Source organism: Trinickia sp. HAY1-2D, from assembly GCF_056754935.1.
Genome location: NZ_JBPGWX010000002.1, coordinates 2,520,607 through 2,540,163, shown reverse-complemented (window position 1 = coordinate 2,540,163; position 19,557 = coordinate 2,520,607). Strand labels below are relative to the sequence as shown.

General features: G+C 61.2%; 19 protein-coding genes. 9 read left to right on the top strand and 10 right to left on the bottom strand.

All coding sequences use genetic code 11. The annotated features are described in order from the left end of the window. Positions 1-48: 48 nt before the first annotated feature. The gene (locus tag ACR9ZC_RS19045; RefSeq protein ID WP_481581486.1) at positions 49-2,046 is read right to left on the bottom strand and encodes a methyl-accepting chemotaxis protein; all 1,998 of its coding nucleotides are present in this window, start codon (positions 2,044-2,046) and stop codon (positions 49-51) included. A 152-nt stretch (positions 2,047-2,198) separates the two neighbouring features. Between ACR9ZC_RS19045 and ACR9ZC_RS19040 the strand changes: the two genes are divergently transcribed. Then, positions 2,199-2,738: a hypothetical protein gene (locus tag ACR9ZC_RS19040; RefSeq protein WP_481581485.1), complete on the top strand. Its 540-nt coding sequence runs from the start codon at positions 2,199-2,201 to the stop codon at positions 2,736-2,738. A gap of 12 nt (positions 2,739-2,750) precedes the next feature. Next, complete coding sequence (locus tag ACR9ZC_RS19035) at positions 2,751-3,626, top strand: lipid A biosynthesis lauroyl acyltransferase (protein WP_481581484.1); 876 nt, start codon at positions 2,751-2,753, stop codon at positions 3,624-3,626. A gap of 30 nt (positions 3,627-3,656) precedes the next feature. Here ACR9ZC_RS19035 and ACR9ZC_RS19030 read toward each other — a convergent pair whose 3' ends face one another. Next, complete coding sequence (locus tag ACR9ZC_RS19030; protein WP_481581483.1) at positions 3,657-3,911, bottom strand: hypothetical protein; 255 nt, start codon at positions 3,909-3,911, stop codon at positions 3,657-3,659. A gap of 49 nt (positions 3,912-3,960) precedes the next feature. Beyond that, positions 3,961-4,242 carry a hypothetical protein gene (locus ACR9ZC_RS19025; protein WP_331573466.1) on the bottom strand — a complete coding sequence of 94 codons (282 nt, stop codon included), beginning with the start codon at positions 4,240-4,242 and terminating at the stop codon, positions 3,961-3,963. A 359-nt stretch (positions 4,243-4,601) separates the two neighbouring features. On the opposite strand from ACR9ZC_RS19025, the gene ACR9ZC_RS19020 reads away from it, so the two are divergent. Together ACR9ZC_RS19020 and ACR9ZC_RS19015 are read left to right on the top strand one after the other, a co-directional pair. Continuing rightward, positions 4,602-6,302: a hypothetical protein gene (locus ACR9ZC_RS19020; protein ID WP_481581482.1), complete on the top strand. Its 1,701-nt coding sequence runs from the start codon at positions 4,602-4,604 to the stop codon at positions 6,300-6,302. Positions 6,303-6,862: 560 nt separating this feature from the next. Beyond that, positions 6,863-7,288, top strand: a complete 426-nt coding sequence (locus ACR9ZC_RS19015) for a DUF6088 family protein (RefSeq protein WP_481581481.1) — start codon at positions 6,863-6,865, stop codon at positions 7,286-7,288. A gap of 66 nt (positions 7,289-7,354) precedes the next feature. Here ACR9ZC_RS19015 and ACR9ZC_RS19010 read toward each other — a convergent pair whose 3' ends face one another. The 5 genes from ACR9ZC_RS19010 to ACR9ZC_RS18990 form a co-directional block, all read right to left on the bottom strand. Next, positions 7,355-8,071, bottom strand: coding sequence for an ABC transporter ATP-binding protein (locus ACR9ZC_RS19010; protein WP_481581480.1), 717 nt, complete (start codon positions 8,069-8,071; stop codon positions 7,355-7,357). Further along, on the bottom strand, positions 8,071-8,844 hold the full coding sequence (locus ACR9ZC_RS19005; protein WP_481581479.1) for an ABC transporter ATP-binding protein: 774 nt from the start codon (positions 8,842-8,844) through the stop codon (positions 8,071-8,073). The genes ACR9ZC_RS19010 and ACR9ZC_RS19005 overlap by 1 nt, the downstream gene beginning before the upstream one ends. Positions 8,845-8,862: 18 nt before the next feature. Continuing rightward, the gene (locus tag ACR9ZC_RS19000; protein WP_481581478.1) at positions 8,863-10,032 is read right to left on the bottom strand and encodes an ABC transporter permease subunit; all 1,170 of its coding nucleotides are present in this window, start codon (positions 10,030-10,032) and stop codon (positions 8,863-8,865) included. 16 nt (positions 10,033-10,048) lie between these two features. Beyond that, complete coding sequence (locus tag ACR9ZC_RS18995) at positions 10,049-10,999, bottom strand: branched-chain amino acid ABC transporter permease (RefSeq protein WP_481581477.1); 951 nt, start codon at positions 10,997-10,999, stop codon at positions 10,049-10,051. A gap of 184 nt (positions 11,000-11,183) precedes the next feature. Then, the gene (locus ACR9ZC_RS18990) at positions 11,184-12,338 is read right to left on the bottom strand and encodes a branched-chain amino acid ABC transporter substrate-binding protein (protein ID WP_331573476.1); all 1,155 of its coding nucleotides are present in this window, start codon (positions 12,336-12,338) and stop codon (positions 11,184-11,186) included. A gap of 226 nt (positions 12,339-12,564) precedes the next feature. Here ACR9ZC_RS18990 and ACR9ZC_RS18985 point away from each other — a divergent pair, with 226 nt between their 5' ends. The 5 genes from ACR9ZC_RS18985 (at position 12,565) to ACR9ZC_RS18965 (ending at position 17,644) form a co-directional block, all read left to right on the top strand. Next, a complete protein-coding gene (locus ACR9ZC_RS18985; RefSeq protein ID WP_481581476.1) occupies positions 12,565-13,647 on the top strand; it encodes a GlxA family transcriptional regulator in 1,083 nt (360 codons plus the stop codon). A gap of 163 nt (positions 13,648-13,810) precedes the next feature. Beyond that, positions 13,811-15,061: a D-amino acid dehydrogenase gene (locus tag ACR9ZC_RS18980; protein ID WP_481581475.1), complete on the top strand. Its 1,251-nt coding sequence runs from the start codon at positions 13,811-13,813 to the stop codon at positions 15,059-15,061. After that, positions 15,061-16,119, top strand: a complete 1,059-nt coding sequence (locus ACR9ZC_RS18975) for an asparaginase (RefSeq protein ID WP_481581474.1) — start codon at positions 15,061-15,063, stop codon at positions 16,117-16,119. Before ACR9ZC_RS18980 ends, ACR9ZC_RS18975 begins: the two co-directional genes overlap by 1 nt. An 18-nt stretch (positions 16,120-16,137) precedes the next feature. Then, positions 16,138-17,079 carry an ornithine cyclodeaminase family protein gene (locus ACR9ZC_RS18970; protein WP_481581473.1) on the top strand — a complete coding sequence of 314 codons (942 nt, stop codon included), beginning with the start codon at positions 16,138-16,140 and terminating at the stop codon, positions 17,077-17,079. 133 nt (positions 17,080-17,212) lie between these two features. Further along, entirely contained in the window at positions 17,213-17,644 is a 432-nt protein-coding gene (locus ACR9ZC_RS18965; protein ID WP_481581472.1) for a hypothetical protein, read from the top strand. 182 nt (positions 17,645-17,826) lie between these two features. On the opposite strand, the gene ACR9ZC_RS18960 is transcribed toward ACR9ZC_RS18965, so the two are convergent. Together ACR9ZC_RS18960 and ACR9ZC_RS18955 are read right to left on the bottom strand one after the other, a co-directional pair. After that, a complete protein-coding gene (locus ACR9ZC_RS18960) occupies positions 17,827-18,459 on the bottom strand; it encodes a class I SAM-dependent methyltransferase (RefSeq protein ID WP_481581471.1) in 633 nt (210 codons plus the stop codon). Positions 18,460-18,495: 36 nt separating this feature from the next. Beyond that, a complete protein-coding gene (locus ACR9ZC_RS18955; RefSeq protein WP_481581470.1) occupies positions 18,496-19,539 on the bottom strand; it encodes a PDDEXK nuclease domain-containing protein in 1,044 nt (347 codons plus the stop codon). Between the last annotated feature and the right edge of the window lie 18 nt (positions 19,540-19,557).

Here is a 19,557-nt window from a genome sequence, read left to right as displayed (position 1 = left end):
CGACATGCGAGGCGCGCAAGGAGCGTACCCCGCCACTGGAATAGGGGCTCAAGCGCCCCTGGCGTTGTTGGCGAGCTTGAACGCCGAGACCGCGCCATCGAGGCTGGACGCCTGGGCTTCGAGCGATCGCGATACGTCGGCGGCTTCTTCGACGAGCGTCGCGTTTTGCTGTGTGGCCTGACCGATTTGCGTAATGGCGATATTGACCTGCTCGATGCCGGCCGACTGTTGACGCGATGCGACCGCAATGTCGCCGATGATCGCGCGTACTTCATCGACGCGCGCCACGATACCCTGCATCGCCGTGCTGGCTTCCGCGGCAATCCGATAGCCGTTTTGCACGGTGGATGTCGATTCGCCGATTACGGTGGCAATCTCCTTGGCGGCCGCGGCGCTGCGTTGCGCGAGTGCACGAACCTCGGACGCCACGACGGCGAACCCTCGGCCGTGCTCGCCTGCGCGCGCAGCTTCGACCGCTGCGTTGAGCGCAAGGATATTGGTTTGGAATGCGATGCCTTCGATCACGGTCGTGATGTCAGCGATTTTCTGCGAGGCCTGATTGATGTCGCTCATGGTCGAGACGACGCGCTCGACAGCTTGTCCGCCGCCGAGCGCCGCGTCCGCCGCGCTCCCGACGACGGCGTTGGCGCGTGCGGCGTGATCCGCATTTTGCTGAACCGTCGACGTGATCTCCTCCATGCTGGCGGCGGTTTGTTCGACGCTCGCCGCTTGGGTGGCGATGCGGGACGCGACGTCGCCGCTACTCGCCGAAATGCGTGCCGTGCCTGCGCTGACGCCGGCGGCGGCTTCGCGTACCTGGGCGACGATGCGCGCAAGGCCTTCGCCGACGCCGTCGATGGCGCGCATGAGCCGGCCGATTTCATCGTCTCGCACGCCGGCGCGGGAACTGGCTGTGCCACTACCGCTCAGCCGCACGGCCAGGTCGCCCGCGGCGAGCTGGCCTGCCGCGGCAGCGATCCGCTCGAGCGGGCGGCTCACCACGCGGCGCACCGCGATCGAAAAGAACACGCCGAAAGCGATCAGCAAGGCCACACCGATCGCGGCGAAGCGGTTGCGAGTCGAGGCGATCTCCGCCATGACCTCGTCGCGCAACGCGACACCGCCGACGACCCATTGCCATTCGGGCACGGTGATGAACGAAACCGTCTTCTCCCGTGCAGCGGTCTCGCCGAGCGAGGCGTCCGCCGACGCATAATCGATGCGGCCTTCCTTTTGTTCGAGCATGCGCGTGTAGGGCCCGTTCTTGTCGTCGAAGCGCTGTCCGGCTGCGGCCGGGTGCACGATGAACTTGCCGCGGTTCGCCCCGCCCGACGCGTCGATCACGAAGTAATAGCCGCTTTCGCCGACCTTGAGCTTGCGAATCTGGTCCTGCAGCGCCTGCATCTGCGCCTCGATATCGACGCCAACGAAAAGCGCGCCGATGATACGGCCAGACCCATCCGTGATCGGCTTGTATTGAGTGATGTACTGTTTGCCGAAGAGCGCCGCGAGGCCCGTATAGGTGCGCCCCGCCATGACGGGCCCATATGCGGGACCTTTACGGTCGAGCAGCGTGCCGATCGCTCGCGACCCGTCTTGCTTCTTGAGCGACGTGGTGACGCGGATGAAGTCGTCGCCATTGCGTACGAATACGGTGGCGACTGCGCCGCTGCGCTCCAGGAATTGATCGGGTATCGTGAAATCGAGGTTCAGCACGCGCTCGCCCGCTTTGAACGTCGGCGTGGCCACACCGTTGATGTCGATTTTGGCGTTCTCGTCGATCGTGAACGGGCCGGGCAGAAAGCTTGCGAAAAGCGTCATCGAACGGCCCACCTCGGCCGTCAGCGTCTGATCGACCACGCTGATCATTTCGCCGATCGAGCGATTCTTTCCATCCACTTGTTTCATGACCTGCTCGCGCACCTGTGCGCCCGCGGCTTGTGTCAACGCCCACGAGAATGCGAGAAACAGCAGTGCCACGAGCGTGCAGGACAGGGCGGCAAGCCGTGCGCCGATGCTAAGGCTGCGCGCGCGCAATACGTTCATGAATGAGCTCCAGGAGTTCGATGGGTACCGTGTCGGGCCAACCCCGGGTAAACGGCAGATTCACGGCAAACTTGAACAGAACGGTCCACCGGGCGAGTAGAATCCCATCCTTGTGCCGAATGCCGCCGCCCACGAACGACCATCAACCCGAAATGACCGATACGCTGTTTTCATCGTCCGATCTCTCCACCAGTCCCGCCGCGGAGGGCCTCTGCGACGAAGTTCTCGAAACCCTGCACGAGGATCGTCTGTGGCGAGACGGGGGCTGGACTGCGCGCGTGGTCAAGAACGAAGACGACGATGGCTGGGCCGTTCAGATGATCAAGGACGGGGAACCGGAACCCGCGCTTGTGGGCCCGTGGACAATGGGCCGCAACAAGAAGGACCCGAAGCCACTGGACACATCGGCATTCAATACCCTCGTAAAAACGGCTTCCGAGGTATTGCGCAGGCATGAGCAGCAACTGCGCGCGCAGTTGCATAAGCGGGTGACAGTCGCGGCGGCAACGGGCGACGATCAACTCGAGATCACATTGGACATCGTGCCCGACGAGGACGAGCCCTACGCACTATTGAGCGCGCTCGATTCCGCTGGCGAACGGCTTGCGCAGGTGCGTGTGGCGGCAGCGTTCAAATTGACCAAGGCGAGTGCCGCGGCCTGGGTGGAAAGCGAATTCCGCCGGCCTGGCTGATCGGGGCACCTTGTGGAACAACTCGGTCACGCATTCCTCGTCGCGGTGTTGCGCGCGTTCTCGGTCCTTCCTTATGCGCTGGTCGCGAGACTTGGCAGTATGCTCGGCACGATGTTGTACATGCTTCCGAGCCGCCGAAAACATATCGTATTGGTGAACTTGCGCCTGTGCTTTCCCGAGAAAAGCGAGCGTGAGCACGACGATCTCGCAAAAGCTCATTTTCGGCAGGTTGTCCGCAGCTATCTGGAGCGGGGCATTCAGTGGTTCGGTAGTGCCCGGGCGATCAGGGCGATCGTCCAGATCGACAGCAAGCTCGATCTCGAAGACCCGGATGCGCCGCCGACGATCTTCATGGGATTTCACTTCGTCGGCATCGAGGTGGGCTGCATGCTGTATTCGATGCAACTGCCTGTCGCGGCGTTGTACACGCGCATGTCGAATACGCGCATGTGCGACCTGGCAAAGCGGCAGCGTGGCAGGTTCGGCGCGGAAATGATCGAGCGCTCGACGAGCGCGAGAAAGGTGCTCTCGATCCTGCGCTCGGGCAAGCCCGTGATGCTGGCAGCCGATATGGATCACGGTATCGAGAACTCTGTTTTTGCACCGTTTTTCGGCGTTCCCGCGTGTACGTTGACTTCGGTCTCGCGGCTTGCGAAGTTGGGCCGCGCCCGGGTCGTGCCGTTCGTGACCGAGGTACTTCCGGATTTCAAGGGCTATAAGCTGACGATCTTCGAGCCGCTCGACGGGTTTCCGTCGGGGAGCGATATGGACGATGCTTCGAGAATGAACGCGTTTCTCGAGACGCAGATTCTGCGATTCCCCGATCAATACTACTGGGTGCACCGGCGCTTCAAGCACCGTCCGCCTGGCGTGCCAGGGGTGTACTGAGGCGCAAAGGGCAAAACGGACAATCGGCAATCAGCGCATGCCGTGCATCCCGTATTGCAGATGCGTCATTACGGGGCGTTGGGTTTCGGGCGGGAAGACGTTCCAGCTACCGTTATCGTGACGAAAGAAGAAGATCGTTTGCATCGTCGCCGAGCGCGAAAGCGAGACGAGCACGTAGCGGCCCGAGCGTGCATCGCCGTGTCGAACGATCTTGATGGGGTTCGTCGCCGTGCGGCCAACCCATTTGTCGATGACGGCGCGTAAAGACATCCGGCCTTCGGTCATCGCTCACTCCTGCGTCGATCCATGATGTGCGCCATGCTCATGCCTTCGCTCAGATTCCCCGGCAAAACAGGATCGCGGCGGCGATGATGCCTGCGAGGAACACCCAGAAAAGCATGCTCTCGACCCTGGCGGGGCCCAAGACCTTGACACAGAGAAGCGCGGCGCTGCCCACACCTCCGAGGAAGAGCAGCAGGTCGCTCCATGTGCGGGCGAACGCGCCATCGAGCGGCGAAGTGTGGTGCCCTAGCGCGTACGACTTCAACAACAGGCCGCCCAGACAAACGCACATGAGGATCGCAAATGGCCACCGGTCGATTTCGGCATCTTTCATCGCAGGGTCCAAACGTTGTGCTGGTTGCAGGCTGACGACATATGAGGCCGATTATAGAAAGCGGATTCCTTCGCGAAGCTTTCCGCGGTGTTGACAAATTGTGGGTGTTAACCCCCGAATCCGGTTTTTGAGCGTTCGCACCGAGCGGAGCTCCGGCTTCGGCTTTGGGCTTCGCCGTGCCAGTGCTGAGTTCGCGCGCTGGGGCCCGCGCGCTTGGGCGCATGCTATACGTCGTGATCTGACATATGCAGATTCCGTACGTTATGGCATCGTCATCGCCCATTAGACAGCCGGGCCAACCCGAACCTACTCAGCCTGGAGCTGAGGATAGGGGCCCCCCTGCCGCGAAACCGCTTTCGGTGAAGCCGTCCTCTCGAGGCATTGCATCGGGGCCGCTTGCGAATGCGCCGAGCAAAAAAACTTCCGTCGAACCGGCACAGCGCCGCGGCAAGCTCGATGAAATGGAAGCGAAACGGAAAACGTTACGGCAGTTGCAGTCCACATTTTCACCGCTGTGTTTCTCGTTCGCAGACAAGATCGAGAGGTTGCGAGCGAACGGCGGCGGTGTCGAGGGGCAGGCTTATACGCCATTCGATCCAAGGAACGCATTGTTAATGGAGAGAACACCTGCGCTATACGACGACAACGTATCGCCAATCAACGTCATGCCTATGCCAATGGCCATGAACGAACGTCGCTCGTTCATCGATTTCGTTCATAAGGTTCGTGGTAGCGGGCCGAGTGCGCAAGAAGTTGCACAGGTTCGCGCGATGACGCCAGTCGAAGTGGTGGACCGGTTTTATTTGACGCTCGCCAATCCCGAGTTCTTGACGAACGTGGTAGCGGTACCGGTCGGCGAGTACGGCGAGACGTTCGCATTCGATATCATGCGGGCCGCGACGATCCTCAAGCGGGCGGCGAAGGAACTGGTCGCAGACGAAGCCATGCAACTCAAAAAGCGCGACCCGGCGCTGGTCTGTCGCACTCAACTCGATTTGATGCAATCAAGCGGGCCAGGTGCCGACCGGTTCAATTCACCCCTGGCAACGTTGCAGGATGGGATCGATTCGATTGCAGATGCAATCGTCGAGGCGTTGGGCAGAAAAAATGGCGGCCCCGACGATCCCATGGAGGCGCTGCGAGCCATCACCGAGCACCGGATTGTAGAGGCGCTGTCGTTGCGCCTCGCGTTTGGCGTGATTGCACCAACGCGGGAAAACAACGCTCTTTTCGAGAACGCTGTCGAGTGGACGGACGGCGTTCCTGCGCTTACTTCACGGTTCAGAGAGCAATTGCGTGGTCAGCGCGACGCGATGACCGACGTTTTTCGTCAATTGGAGCGCTTGCCGTCGTTCGCGCCCGGCGTCATTACAGGAATGGGATGTCCAGTGGGACATCCGATCGATACCGGGAGCGAACAACCTGGGGAGGCAAACGCTGTTTTAGAGGGGGAGCCCAGCGCTAGAACAAGCGGTGTTCAAATATTGAGCGAGACATTCGTCGCTGTTATGGAGGATCTTGCTGCGCGCAGAATGGTTGGAATCGTGGACGAGATTCCTACGCCGGAGACATCCATTGACGGCACGCCGTCACGCTTTAGTACGATTCCGCGGGGTATAGCACTCGATGAATTGATCTCGCACGTCGACAGTTTCCGGCGTGCAAACGAGGCGCTGCGCAACGCGGCCGAGTTGGAGAACGCGGTCTGCGGGCTGCATTACCGAGGAACTGCCAATCCGTCAGATGAGACCGTCAGGCGGTTCAAACGCGCACTCGGCGGCTTGGAAATTGCCGCACTCGAGACAGAGGTCATCAACGCGGCACATAGCTGCAGAATGTTGCAGCGTCGGATCGAGCGTCTCATCGCTGAGGATGCCAAATGGCGCAAAAGCCATCCCGATGCTCGCGCTTCCCTGAGCGCGGACGAACGCGCGGATCGACAAGCGCGGGCGAAGCACCGGACTCAGGCGGAAGAAGCCCTTAACAATTCGCGCAAACGGGCCAATATTCTGCTGTGGGAGCTCCCTGAAAAAATCGAGCACATTGACTCGGGCGCCTAGCGCGGCGCCGCGGAGCGTAAGCACAGGGTCACGCTGCCCTCGGCATTTCTGCGCGCGATGTAACGAGTGAGGCTAGCCGTCGCATCAGGATGCTGGCGCATTCGGGACGGAAGTGCGTCGCCTTCAATTCGACCACGTAGCTGCGCAGCTTCAAGTGATAGAACGTTGCTTCGCACCAGATCGGACTGCGGCAGTGGCAGCCGCGCGTCGAAATTGGCGATCTCGGCACGGTCCGCGGATGCATTCGGTCGAGTTAAGCCGCAGGGCCGAGGGCGTGCGCAAAGCAAGAGCCGCTTACAAATACATACGTCGGGGAAAAGAGCCAACTCGAAATCGACTGAGGCCGGGCAGTCGTCTGAATACTGGCGGCAAACCGCGAACGGATTCCTGCGACCGATATTGTCACCCACACAGCTGAGAGCTTCACCCCTCCGAGCGGGCGGGATCGGAATGGGGCGTTACTTCATCATCTACACGATGATCGGAAGTCGTAGTAATATATTCTTATATATCATAGGGTTATGGTATATTTGTCGCGGACCTAGTGATCGGAGATTGTCGTGTACCTTGAAGACCGGCTGAGGATATCGATCGCCAAACGGACGGCCGACGTATTCTTGCGAACAGACTTCGCGCGCTTTGGTAGCGAAGCCCAGGTTAGTCGCGCGCTGCGCAAACTCGTTGAGGGTGGCGTTATCGTGAAGCTTGGGGTGGGGGTGTACGCCAAAGCGAAGCGAAGCGCCTTGTCCGGTCAGCCCATTCCTACGCAGCCGGTGGAAGTCCTGGCCGAGCAAGTACTGACCAGGATGGGGGTGAAGACCTATCCATCCAGGCAGGCGGAGCGGTACAACTCCGGCAGGACGACCCAACTGCCGCCGGGAGTAGTGATCAACACGGGGAATCGCCGCATCGGCAGGAAACTAGGGTTCGGTAAAAGCACTATTCAATATGAAAACAATCTCAAGCGAGCAGAAAGAGCTCATTGATGCGCTCGTTGCAGAGGGGCTCGCCGGAAACCTCTCTGCGGCTGTTCTTGAGAAGGTCTTGGCGATTTACTCTCCCAGGTACGCTGCGCGCACCTTCGGATCGTCGAGCATCTGCTTGGCCTCGCCTTCCATCGTCACGAGACCCGAGTCGATCACGTAGCCTCGATTGGCCGCCTGTAGCGCAAGACGCGCGTTCTGCTCCACGAGCAGCACCGTAATGCCTTCCGACGAGATCGTGCGCACCACTTCGAAAATCTTCTCCACCATGATCGGCGAGAGACCCATCGATGGCTCGTCGAGCAACAGAAGCTTCGGCTTGCTGATGATCGCGCGTGCCATGGCCAGCATCTGCTGCTCGCCGCCCGACAACGTGCCTGCGAGCTGCGTCGCACGTTCTTTCAGGCGCGGGAAGAAGCCGAACATACGGTCGACGTCCTTCCGGATGCCGTCGCTGTCGCTGCGCAGGTACGCGCCCATCTGCATGTTTTCGAGGATCGACATGCGCGCGAAGATACCCCGGCCTTCCGGCACCATTGCGAGGCCGCGCTTGAGCAACTCGTGCGCCGGCACGCCCCTGATCGACTGGCCCATGTACTCGATGTCGCCAGCCGAGTACGGCTTCAGACCCGTGATCGCCTTCATCGTCGTGGTCTTGCCCGCGCCGTTCGCGCCGATCAGCGTCACCAGTTCGCCCTGCGCGACTTCCAGATCGACACCCTTGACCGCCTGGATGCCGCCGTAGTTGACCTGCAGCCCCTTGATTTTCAACATTGCCGTAGCCATCAGTGGACCCCCGCGCCCAGATATGCCTCGATCACTTTCGCGTCCTTCTGCACGTCTTGCGGAAAACCTTCGGCGATCACCTTGCCGTAGTCGAGCACGGTCATGCGGTTGCATAGGCCCATCACCAGCTTCACGTCGTGTTCAATCAGGAGGATCGTCTTGCCGTCGCCGCGGATCTTGTCGAGCAACTTTGTGAGCTCGAGCTTCTCGGTCGCGTTCATGCCTGCAGCCGGCTCGTCGAGCGCGAGCAGCTTCGGATCGGTCGCGAGCGCGCGCGCGATTTCCAGACGGCGCTGGTGACCGTATGAGAGGTTGCGCGAGGTGTAGTCCGCGTATTGTGCGATGCCGACGTATTCGAGCAGCTCGATTGCATGTTCTTTGATCTCTCGCTCTTCCTGGCGTTCCGCCGGCGTTTGGAACACGGCACCGAACAGGCCATGCTTCGTGCGCACGTGGCGGCCCACCATCACGTTCTCCAGCGCGGTCATGCCACCGAACAGACGGATGTTCTGGAACGTACGGGCAATGCCCGCCTTCGCAACTTGATAAACGGCCGTCGGCGTGTACGCCTCGCCGTCCAGCTTGAACTCACCGGAGTCCGGCGTGTAGAGCCCGGTGATTACGTTGAAGAACGTCGTCTTGCCAGCGCCGTTCGGGCCGATCAGGCCGTAGATATTGCCTGCCGTAATTTCCAGGCCGACGTCGGACAGCGCCTGCAGCCCCCCGAAGCGCTTGGTCACGCCCGTTACGGACAGTCGAATGTTATCGCTCATGTGCAGTTCTCCCAGTCCTTAGGTGCACACCGGCTTGTTGCCGTTGCGTTTCGCGAGCTTCGCCATCTTGTCTTCATGCTTCGGCGACGGCCACAGGCCTTCGGAGCGGTACAGCATAATCAGCACCATCGCAAGACCGTAGAGGAGCTGACGGATCACTTCTGTATCGACGATCTGGTGACCGAAGATCGCCTGCTGCAGCGGCCCCATCGTCGAACGCAGGAATTCGGGGAAGATCGCGAGCAGCACCGCGCCGAGGATCACGCCCGGGATGTGGCCCATGCCGCCGAGCACCACGCACGCCAGCACGACAACCGATTCCCAGAAGGTGAACGATTCCGGCGACACGAAGCCCTGGAACGCGCCGAACATCGCGCCCGACAGACCGCCGAACGATGCGCCCATCGCGAATGCGAGCAGTTTCACGTTACGCGTGTTGATGCCCATCGCCTTGGCGGCGATTTCATCTTCGCGAATGGCGGCCCAGGCGCGACCGATACGCGAGTGCTGCAACCGCGTACAGACCCAGATCACGAGCAGCGCGCAGATCACGAACACGTAGTAGTACATGTAGACCGACGTGAACGTGAAGCCAAGGATCTCGTGCGGCTGCGCGAGATCGAAGCCGAACACCTGCAGCGGCGCGACGCCGGTAATGCCCTGCGGCCCGTTGGTGATGTTCACCGGACGGTCGAGATTGTTCATGAAGATCCGGACGATTTCCCCGAAGCCCAAGGTCACGATCGCGAGGTAGTCGCCGCGCAGCCGCAACGTTGGTGCGCCGAGCAGGAGACCCGCGATCGCCGCGAGCGCCATGGCGCACGGCACCACGATCCAGTACGGCGTATGCAGCCCGCCCGGGAACATGTTGGCGATCCACGCGAACTGCGTGGTGAGATGCGGCGAAGTGAGCAGCGCGGCGACGTAGGCGCCCACCGCGTAGAACGCGATATAGCCCAGATCCAGCAGGCCGGCGAAGCCCACCACCACGTTCAGGCCCAGCGCGAGCATCACGTAGAGCATCGCGAAGTCGAGCACGCGCACCCAGTAGTTGCCGCCCGCGGCACCGACCACGAAGGGCACCGCGGCAACGACGATGGCGGTCACGATGCCCACTGCGAGGGTCTTCGTCGTGTTCTTTTCGGGGATGAGCGTTGTCGACGGCTCGATCGATTGAATTGAAGTCATGTTCTGCTACTCCCTCTTATGCGCGGTCCGCGACACGTTCGCCCAACAGCCCCGACGGACGGAACACGAGCACGGCGATCAGCACGATGAATGCGAAGACGTCCTGATAGTTACTGCCGAACACACCGCCGGTCAGGTTACCGATGTAGCCTGCGCCGAGCTGCTCGATCAGGCCGAGCACCACACCGCCGACCATCGCGCCGCCGAGGTTGCCGATACCCCCCAGCACCGCGGCCGTGAAGGCCTTCATGCCGGGGATGAAACCCATGTAGAAGTGCGCGTTGCCGTATTCCGAGGCGATCATCACGCCGGCCAGCGCGGCGAGCGCCGAGCCGATCATGAACGTGGCCGAGATCACGAAGTTCGGGTTCACGCCCATCAGCGAAGCATTGTTCGGGTTCTCGGCAATCGCGCGCATGGCGCGGCCGAGCTTGGTCTTGTGCACGAGGAGCAGCAGACCCGCCATCACGACGAACGCGACGACGATGATGACGATTTCCGTCATCGAGATCACGGCGCCCACGCCGGTTTCGGTCGGCTCGATGACGTTGATCGGGTCGGTCGAGACGAGTTGGGGGAACGCCAGCGGATTGCGGCCCCAGATGATCATGGCGAACGTCTGCAGCAGGATCGATACACCGATCGCCGTGATCAGCGGTGCGAGGCGCGGCGCGCGACGCAGCGGCCGATACGCGACCTTTTCGATCGTGTACCCGACAACCGCACACACGACCGCGGCAACCGCGAGCGCAATGCAGAGCGTGGGGATGTTCCCGAGGCCCGGGAAGTGATTGTGGAGCACGTCGATCGCGGAGAGCGCGACCATGGCGCCCACCATGAGAACGTCGCCGTGCGCGAAGTTGATGATGCCCAGAATCCCGTACACCATGGTGTAACCGAGTGCGATTATGGCGTAGATGCTGCCCAGCACCAGCCCGTTGATCAACTGCTGAAGAAAGATGTCCATATCCGGTTCAGAACGTCCGGCCGTTGTGCGTTTGCGGGAGTTGCACCCTGCGCGACGGGACCGCCCCTCGGTAGCCGGCGCTTTTCGCTATCAATGCGGCGGGAGTGAGGAAAAAGGAGAAGCGTAGGACAGACACAACCGCATCGCTGCAGCTGTGCCTGATTGACCAGCAGATCCTGGCGGGTTAATTCTTCAGGTAGTCGAGGAGGGTTTGCTTTCCACCGACGTACTTGTAGAGAGAAATCGTCCCGTGGACCAGGTCGCCCTTCGAGTCGAACTGCGTCTGGCCGAGAACGCCCTCATAGTTCGTCGCTGGCATTGCGGCAAGAATCTTGTCCGGGGCCGTCGAACCCGCACGCTTCATCGCTTCGGCAATGACGTACACAGCGTCATAAGCGAATGGCGAGTTCAGGACAGGGTGTGTACCGAAGCGTTTTTCGTAGCGCTGCATGAAGGCCGGACCCTTCGGCATCTTCTCGAGCGGCGAGCCTGCGATGGAGCAGATCACGTCGTCGGCTGCGGCGCCGGCGAGTTTTGAGAGGTCGTCGGCGCACAGGCCGTCGCCTGCAAGAATCTTCTGCGTCATGCCGAGCTGCTTAGCCTGCTTCGCAAACGGGCCACCGGTCGCGTCGAGGCCGCCATACATGATCACGTCGGGATGCTCACCCTTGATTTTTGTAAGGATCGCGCGGAAGTCGGTGGCCTTATCGTTGGTCGCATCGTGCGAAACCACTGAAAGGCCGTCTGCCTTCGCACGTTTCTCGAATTCGTTGGCCAGACCCTGCCCGTATGCGGTGGCGTCGTCGACGATAGCGACCGTCCTGACTTTTAGCGTCCGCGTCGCGTAATCGGCGAGGGCCGGCCCTTGCTGGGCATCGGTTGCAACCACGCGGTATGCGGTCTTGAAGCCCTGTTGCGTGTACGCCGGATTCGTAGCGGAGGGCGAGACCTGCACGATACCGGCATCACGGTAGATCTTGGACGCCGGAATCGTCGTTCCCGAATTCATGTGACCGACTATCGCCACTGCCTTGTCGTCGACAAGCTTTTGTGCGACCTGCGTGGCTTGGCGCGGATCGCCAGCATCGTCTTCGGCGTCGAGAACCAGTACGACTTTCTTTCCGCCGACGACAAGCCCCTTTTCGTTGATTTCCTCGACCGCAAGCCTCGCGCCGTTCTCAGTGTCCTTGCCCAGATATGAAGCCGGACCGGTCAGAGGCGCGACTTCACCGATCTTCACGGTTTCGTCGGCATGCGCCACCCCGGCAGAAACGGAGACCAGGGCCCCCAGAATGCCAAAGGTCGTCGCACGGCGACCCAATATCGTGCTCTTGGTCATTGCATTACCTCATCGATAGTTATCTGCATCGAGGTCGATCCGCTGGATTGTCCCCGTCGCCTCCGTCCTGGTACCGCGCGGCATGTGGTCTGCGCTGGCGAGACAAATTTATGCGGACACAAACTAGCGGCATTGCACCGATTTGCCAGAAAACAGAAGAAATGCGACAGCGGCGATGCGTGTCGTGCGGTCCTATAATGGCGTCACACGATCATTCGCGCCGCCCATGGTTTCCTCCGACGTTCCCCCGGCCAAAGCGCCGCCGGCCCACAAACTGGTGGAGCGGCTTGATTCACTTTCCACGGCGCCCGACTCGCCCCAGGGGCGCGCCGGCGCGGAGCTCAACGTCGGAATCCTGCTATGGCCGCGCTTTCCGCTCCTGTCGCTCGGCGGGCTCTGCGACGCGTTACGTCACGCTGCCGATCGCAGCGATCAGAGTCGCCAGTTGCGCTGTCTTTGGACGACGATTGGCGTGCACGACACCACCGTCGAATCGAGCTGCGGAATCGCTGTACCGGTGCAGGCCACCTTTCCGGAAGTCGGGCAATTCGACTACATCGTCGTCATCGGCGGCCTGCTGCCACATCTCGATAAGGTGGACAGGCGCTACTGGGACTATCTGAGCGCCGCTGCACTAGCGGGCGTTCCGCTGGTCGGCATCTGCACCGGCAGCTTCGTCCTCGCCCATGCCGGACTCATGCAGGATCACGTCGCGTGCGTGCACAGCTTTCACTTCGACGACTATCGCGACAGATTTCCCGGACTACGCGTCGTCACGCATGCCGACTACCTCATCGACGGGGATCGCATCACGTGTGCGGGCGGCATCTCGGTCATCGAGCTCGCTGCGCGGCTCGTCAATCTGCATTGCGGACCTGACCGCGCATCAAAGGTGATTCACCAGATGACCGTCAGCCGGCAGGCCGGCGCATCGTTCATCGAGCGCCGCCGTGCACTTGGCTACCTGTCGGTGGACGACGCAACCGTTCGCCATGCTGCGCTGCTCATGGAGGAAAACCTCGAAGCGCCGCTCAACATCGCGGTGATCGCGAAGATGATCGGCACTAGCGTGCGTCAGCTCGAACGGGCGTTCATGGCCGAAATGAAGGTGTCGCCGAACGAGTTCTATCGCGGTATGCGGCTACGATACGCACGCTGGATGCTGCTGAACACCGGGCGCAAGGTCACGGACATCGCATACGAGTGTGGTTTCGCTGATTCCGCGCATTTCATCAGGGTCTTCCGCGAGACCTACGGCGTGACGCCGGGCAAGCTGCGCGGCTCGCGCACAGGTCCGAGCGAAGACTGAAGCTCGGCGACGGCGGCGATGCCATCATCGCGCCCCTGTCCGGCGGTGGTTTCGTTGTCGCGTTTCTTCTATTTTTTTGCTCATCGGTGCAATCCCGCTGGTGTCGCCTGGCTCAACATCCTGTCTCATGTGAGTGGACCGTGAACCAGGGGAAACAAGCGACATGCAGATTGCCGTATTGGGTGCAGGTGTCATCGGTCTGTCGAGCGCCTATTATTTGAACCGGGCCGGACATCAGGTCATCGTCATCGACCGGCATGGTGAGGTGGCTACCGAAACCAGCTTCGGCAACGGTGGCCAGTTATCGTACAGCTACGTCGCGCCACTGGCCGGGCCGGGCGTATTGTCGAAGCTGCCGGCGTGGCTCACGCGGCGGGACTCGCCGGTGCGCTTTCGACCGTTCGTGAGCGCGGAGCAGTGGCTCTGGTGCCTGAAATTCCTGTTCGCTTGCACGCAACGGCGTAGCAATCTCACCACGAGCGAACTGCTCTCGCTCTCGTTCGCGAGCCGTGCGCTCATGCACCAACTCCTGCGCGACGAACCCACGCTCGACTTCGACTTTCAGCACTCTGGAAAACTCGTCCTGCACCGCGACGCTGCTGCGATGCAAGGCGCCATCGATCTGCTCGATTTTCAGCGCTCGCTCGGCTGCGAGCAGGAGGCGCTGTCCGCCGACGAATGCGTCGCGCTCGAACCTGCGCTGGCTCATGTGCGCGACCGGATCGTCGGCGGCATCTATACGCGCAGCGAAGATACCGCCGATTGCCATCGCTTCAGCAAAGGCCTCGAAGCGATTTTGAGGGCGCGCGGCGTGCGGTTCTCGATGAATACGCGCATCGACGCACTGGAGGTCGCCAAAGGCGGACACATCGTGGCGCGCAGCAGTGGCGGGGCGCTCGAAGCGGACCATGTCGTCGTGGCTGCCGGGGCCGGCGCAACGCATCTGCTGCAGCCTTTGGGCCTTCACGTGCCTGTTTATCCGCTCAAGGGCTACAGCTTGACCTACCCGCTGGGACCGCAGTCGATCGCGCCGACGTTGAGTGTCACCGATTTCGCACGCAAAGTGGTCTATGCGCGTCTTGGTGACCGGTTGCGCGTGGCGGGCATGGCTGACTTTGACGGCTACTCCCTCAAGCTGGATCCGTCGCGCGTTGCCGCGCTACGTGCGGAGGTCGCCGCGCTGTTCCCTCAGGTCGTAGCTGATCACGCCGACGCGACCGAGTGGACCGGGCTGCGTCCGGCCACGCCACGCTGCACGCCGATTATCGGGCCCACGCGTTATCCGAATCTCTGGCTCAACATTGGGCATGGCGCGCTCGGTTTCACGTTGGCCGCCGGGTCGGCCGCGTTGCTCACGGGTTGGATCGACGGAAAGCCCGATCAGTTGTTGTCCAACTTTTTCTCGCTCGTTTAATGAGCCGTACAAGGTGTGACGCGCGGCTGTCCTCCCTCACCAATTCCTCGAATCGATACCGGATGAAAGACAAGCCCAATATTGTGGTCATCGGCACGGGCGGTACGATTGCCGGCCGTGGCGCAAGCGCCGTCGACACCTCCTCCTACGCATGCTCCGTGCTGGCGATCGACGAAATCCTGTCAGCCATTCCGGAAGCGTCGTCGCTTGCGAACCTGAGCGCGGAACAGCTGCTGCAGAGCGGCTCGGAGAACTTCAACGAACAGCACCTGCTCATGATCGGGAAGCGGATATCCGAGGTACTCAAGAACGATACGGTAGACGGCGTCATTCTCACGCACGGCACCGACACCATTGAGGAGACCGCGTACTTTCTGCATCTGACGTTGAAGAGCGTGAAGCCTGTCGTCGTGGTCGGCTCCATGCGGCCGCCATCGGCGATGAGCTCCGACGCGTCGCTGAATCTCTACGACGCGATCGCGGTAGCCACTCATCCGTCTTCGCATGGAAAAGGAACGCTCGTCGTCGCAAACCAGGAGATCCATACTGCTCGAGACGTCACGAAGACAAACAGCTTCAAGCTCGAGGCATTCGGCTCGCCCTACGGTGCGCTCGGTTGCGTGATCCAAGGCAAGCCTCGCTACTACCGTACGCCATCGCGAGATCACACTGTTTCCACGCCGTGGTCCATCGACGACATGGAGGTGTTGCCGAAAGTCGTCGTCGTATATGCCTATGGCGCGCTTGAGAGTGAACTGGTCCGCGCCATTGCGGCGGATGCGGGCGGCCTTGTATTCGCTGGCACTGGCAATGGCAACATCGCCGAACATATGGTCGAGCCGCTGCGGGAGGCCGCGCGTGAGGGGCTGCACATAGTGAGGGCCTCACGGACAGGGAGCGGCGTAGTGATCCGCAACGGCGCACAGCCTGACGACGATTATGACTGGATCGTCGTCGACGATCAGCCGCCCCAAAAGGCTCGCATTCTCTTGATGCTGGCGATGCTGAGCAATCCAGACGAGCGCCGCGCGTTGCAGGCAGCCTTCTATCGCTTTTGACCCCTGCCAGGAAACACTATGTACATAGTTACCGACGATCAGGTCCGCCGCCTGATCACGATGAGCGACGCCATTGAAGCGCTGCGCTTCGCGCTTGCTGAACAAGGCAGCCGAAGAGCGAAGATCCAGCCACGCGTACGGACACTCGGTGAAGACGTGTCGTTGAGCACCATGGGAGCAATCTTGCCCGGCGCTGGTGTGTGCGGCGCGAAGGTATATTCGACGCACAAGGGGGTTTTCGACTTCGTGATTCCCTTGTTCTCCACACATGACGGAAGGTTGCTGTCCATCATCCATGGCGGAGCGCTCACGGAATATCGCACAGCGGCGGTGACCCGCATTGCATTTGACGAATTCGGCTGTGCCGACGCGAAGGTGCTCGCGATATTCGGAACCGGCGTGCAGGCCAGAGCGCACATCCGGGCTCTCGTCGAGAAATCAGGCATCGAGCGCGTGCTGATTGTCGGCAGCGAGGGCGTGCAGGAAGCGGTTGCGCAAATGCAGGCACGCTACGCTGGCGTATGCTTCGAGGCGTCCACGGCCGAAATGGCGGTGCAGGCAGCCGACGTCGTTGTCACCGCTACGCGCAGCACCATCCCGCTCTTCGACGGTGCCAACCTCAAGCCGGGAACCTTCGTCGCCGCGATCGGCTCCAGCAAGCCGAGCGCGCGCGAGATCGACGACACGACGCTTTCTCGAGCCGGCATGATCGTCGTCGAATCGCTCGCGCAGGCAGAGGAAGAGGCGGGGGACCTACTGATGGCGGCGCCGGGGATGGTTGACTGGAGCAACATTGTGGAGCTCGGCGACGTCATCGCCAATGGCTATGTCCAGGAGCGACCGCGTGGCGAAATAACAGTCTTCAAATCCCTTGGGATCGCGCTTGCCGATGTTGCGCTCGGCGAGTTAGTCACGCGCAGGGCTATGGCAGCGGCGGAATGTGGGGGGCCGGTTCTTTGACGGGACCAGACTTCCGGATGTCCCGGTCGTGTGGCGCGCGACATGGAGCGCCACCGTACCGACGCCAAATGCTGGGCGTGCGAGTATGCAGTCTGATAGAACGACGTGCGTGGCTACGATGGGAAAGGTCGCCTTGAACACGCTAACCCTCCTTACGGCGTTGGGCGCTGGACTGCCTCCGGTGCTCTGCGGTGCCCATGCGCTCGATCCGCAACTCGACTGTAAATCGAATGCGCACGAGTTCATCGCCGCGCTCGTGGGCGACAAGGCCATCGAGGCGAAGCCCATGCGCATTGAGCCGGACTCGGTCAACGCGTTTCGGCCAGCGCACGGCAGTAATTTGACGGCATTCGGCTTTCGCGTCTATGCCGTCTTCGGGTATGAACCGAACGATGCGATGTTCAAACAGGGCAGTGGCCATCCGGCTACGGCGTCATCGTACGGCGTGGTAGTAACCGGCCCTGCCGAGTCGGTCGAGGCGCGCGTTCGCCAAGCGGGCAGCGATGCCATTATTCATGAAGTGGTTCCCCTCTTGATTACAGCTGTGTTATGCGAAGGGAATTGAGTCGCGGGCGTGGTTCAAGCATGGCGGGTCATGGGTGTTCGCGCAGTGGCTGCACGACATCTCTTTGCCCCGCAATCTCGATCCGGCTATGGGTTGCTGCTGCAACAAGCCTTCGTTCGGGCTGATCTCGTCAGACGATAAAAGTTTAGGCGCCGGTCGAGTTCGCCAATGCGCCTGGCACTTCAAGCGGACGGCTTGCGCCATACGCTGGCGAGCCAAGGCTGTTGCTCGCGCGGCAAGCCGGCGGGCCGGTAATAGTGCTCGAGTTCGAGGAATCCCGCATCCGCCATGTATCGCCGCCATGCTTCGAGATCATGGAACGCGCCATAGCGGCCGTAGCTCCAGCCTTCCTGATTCGCGCCGCGCGGATTGGAGCTGAATAGCACGCCGCCATGCTTTAGCGTCGAGTGCAATTGCCGCAGCACGCGCGCCAAAGCTTGACTCGGAACATGGAACAGGCTGGCGTTGGCGAAAACGCCGTCAAAGTGTGCAACTGGCAAGTCGAGGTGCAGAAAATCCTGATGCCACACTTCGCAGCCGGTCTCCGCGCGTGCCATCGCGACGAAGCGTTCGGCACCATCGAGGCCGACTGCGCGATGTCCCAGCGAAGTGAACGCCTTGAGATCCCGTCCCGGCCCGCAGCCAAAATCGAGGATCGCAAAAGGCGGCTCGCTGACGATATGACGCAAAAGAGCGTTGATGTTCTGCGTGACGTCGTGGTCGCTCGTGCCTTCGCGGAAATCTTCCGCATGCGCGTTATAGTGCTGCAGCGTAGCGGTGCTGATTCGTTCGAGGTCGCCAGCGGTGAGTGTCATGGGAAGAGGTCTCCAATGCCTAGCACGTCGTCATCCTCATTCGACGTCGGGCAGATCGGGGCCGAGTTCTGCCTCGATCTCGTCGATCGACGGCAAGCCTGCTTCGAGCGGCTCCGGAACCTGACGGAGAAGCTGGTATTCCGCGACGCCCATCGGATTGGTCATCCCGCGCAGTGCGTATTCTGCAACCAGCCGGTTCTTCTCTCGACATAAGAGCAAGCCGATCGTCGGCTGATCGTCGGGCCCCTTCAGCTCTGCGTCGACCGCAGACAGATAAAAGTTGAGTTGGCCAGCGTATTCGGGACGGAAGGACGTCGCCTTCAATTCGACCACAACGTAGCTGCGTAGCTTCAAGTGATAGAACAACAAGTCGATGAAAAATTCGTCGCCACCGACGACAAGCCGATACTGGCGACCAACGAACGCGAAGCCGGCACCCAGCTCGAGCAGAAAACGCGTGATGTGACGCGTTAGCGCGGTTTCGATATGGCGTTCCTGTGCGTCTTCCGTCAGCCCCAGAAAATCGAACACGTACGGATCCTTCAATGCTTCGCGCGCCAGATCGGATTGCGGTGGAGGGAGTCGCGCATCAAAATTGGTGATCGCGGCACCGGCACGCGAATAAGCGTGGGTATCGATCTGCATCGCAAGCACATTGCGCGACCAGCCGTGCTCGAGCGATTGTGCCGCGTACCAATTGCGTGCGCCCGGCTCCTTGAGCTTGTCTAGCAAGGTCACGATATGAGACCAAGGCAATTGTGCAACGGCCTGTTGCACAATTGCGGGCGTCGGCCATGCTTGCGCCAACGCCCGCATGTACTTGAGGTTGCGTGGTGAAAACCCTTGCATGTCGGGAAAAGCCGCCTTTAGATCCCGTGCGAGCCGGTCGATGACCTTCGCGCCCCAGCCCTGGCGTTGTTGACGGTCCAAGATATCTTGCCCGATCTGCCAGTACAGAGTGACGAGTTCTCGATTCGCGCTTGCCGCTGCGCGTTGACGTGCGAGTTCAACCCGCTGCTTAAGCTCGGTTAACCAGTGTCGGTAATCGTCGTCGCCCCAAGGGCTTAGAGAATCGGTCATGCAGCCATCCGTGCGAGC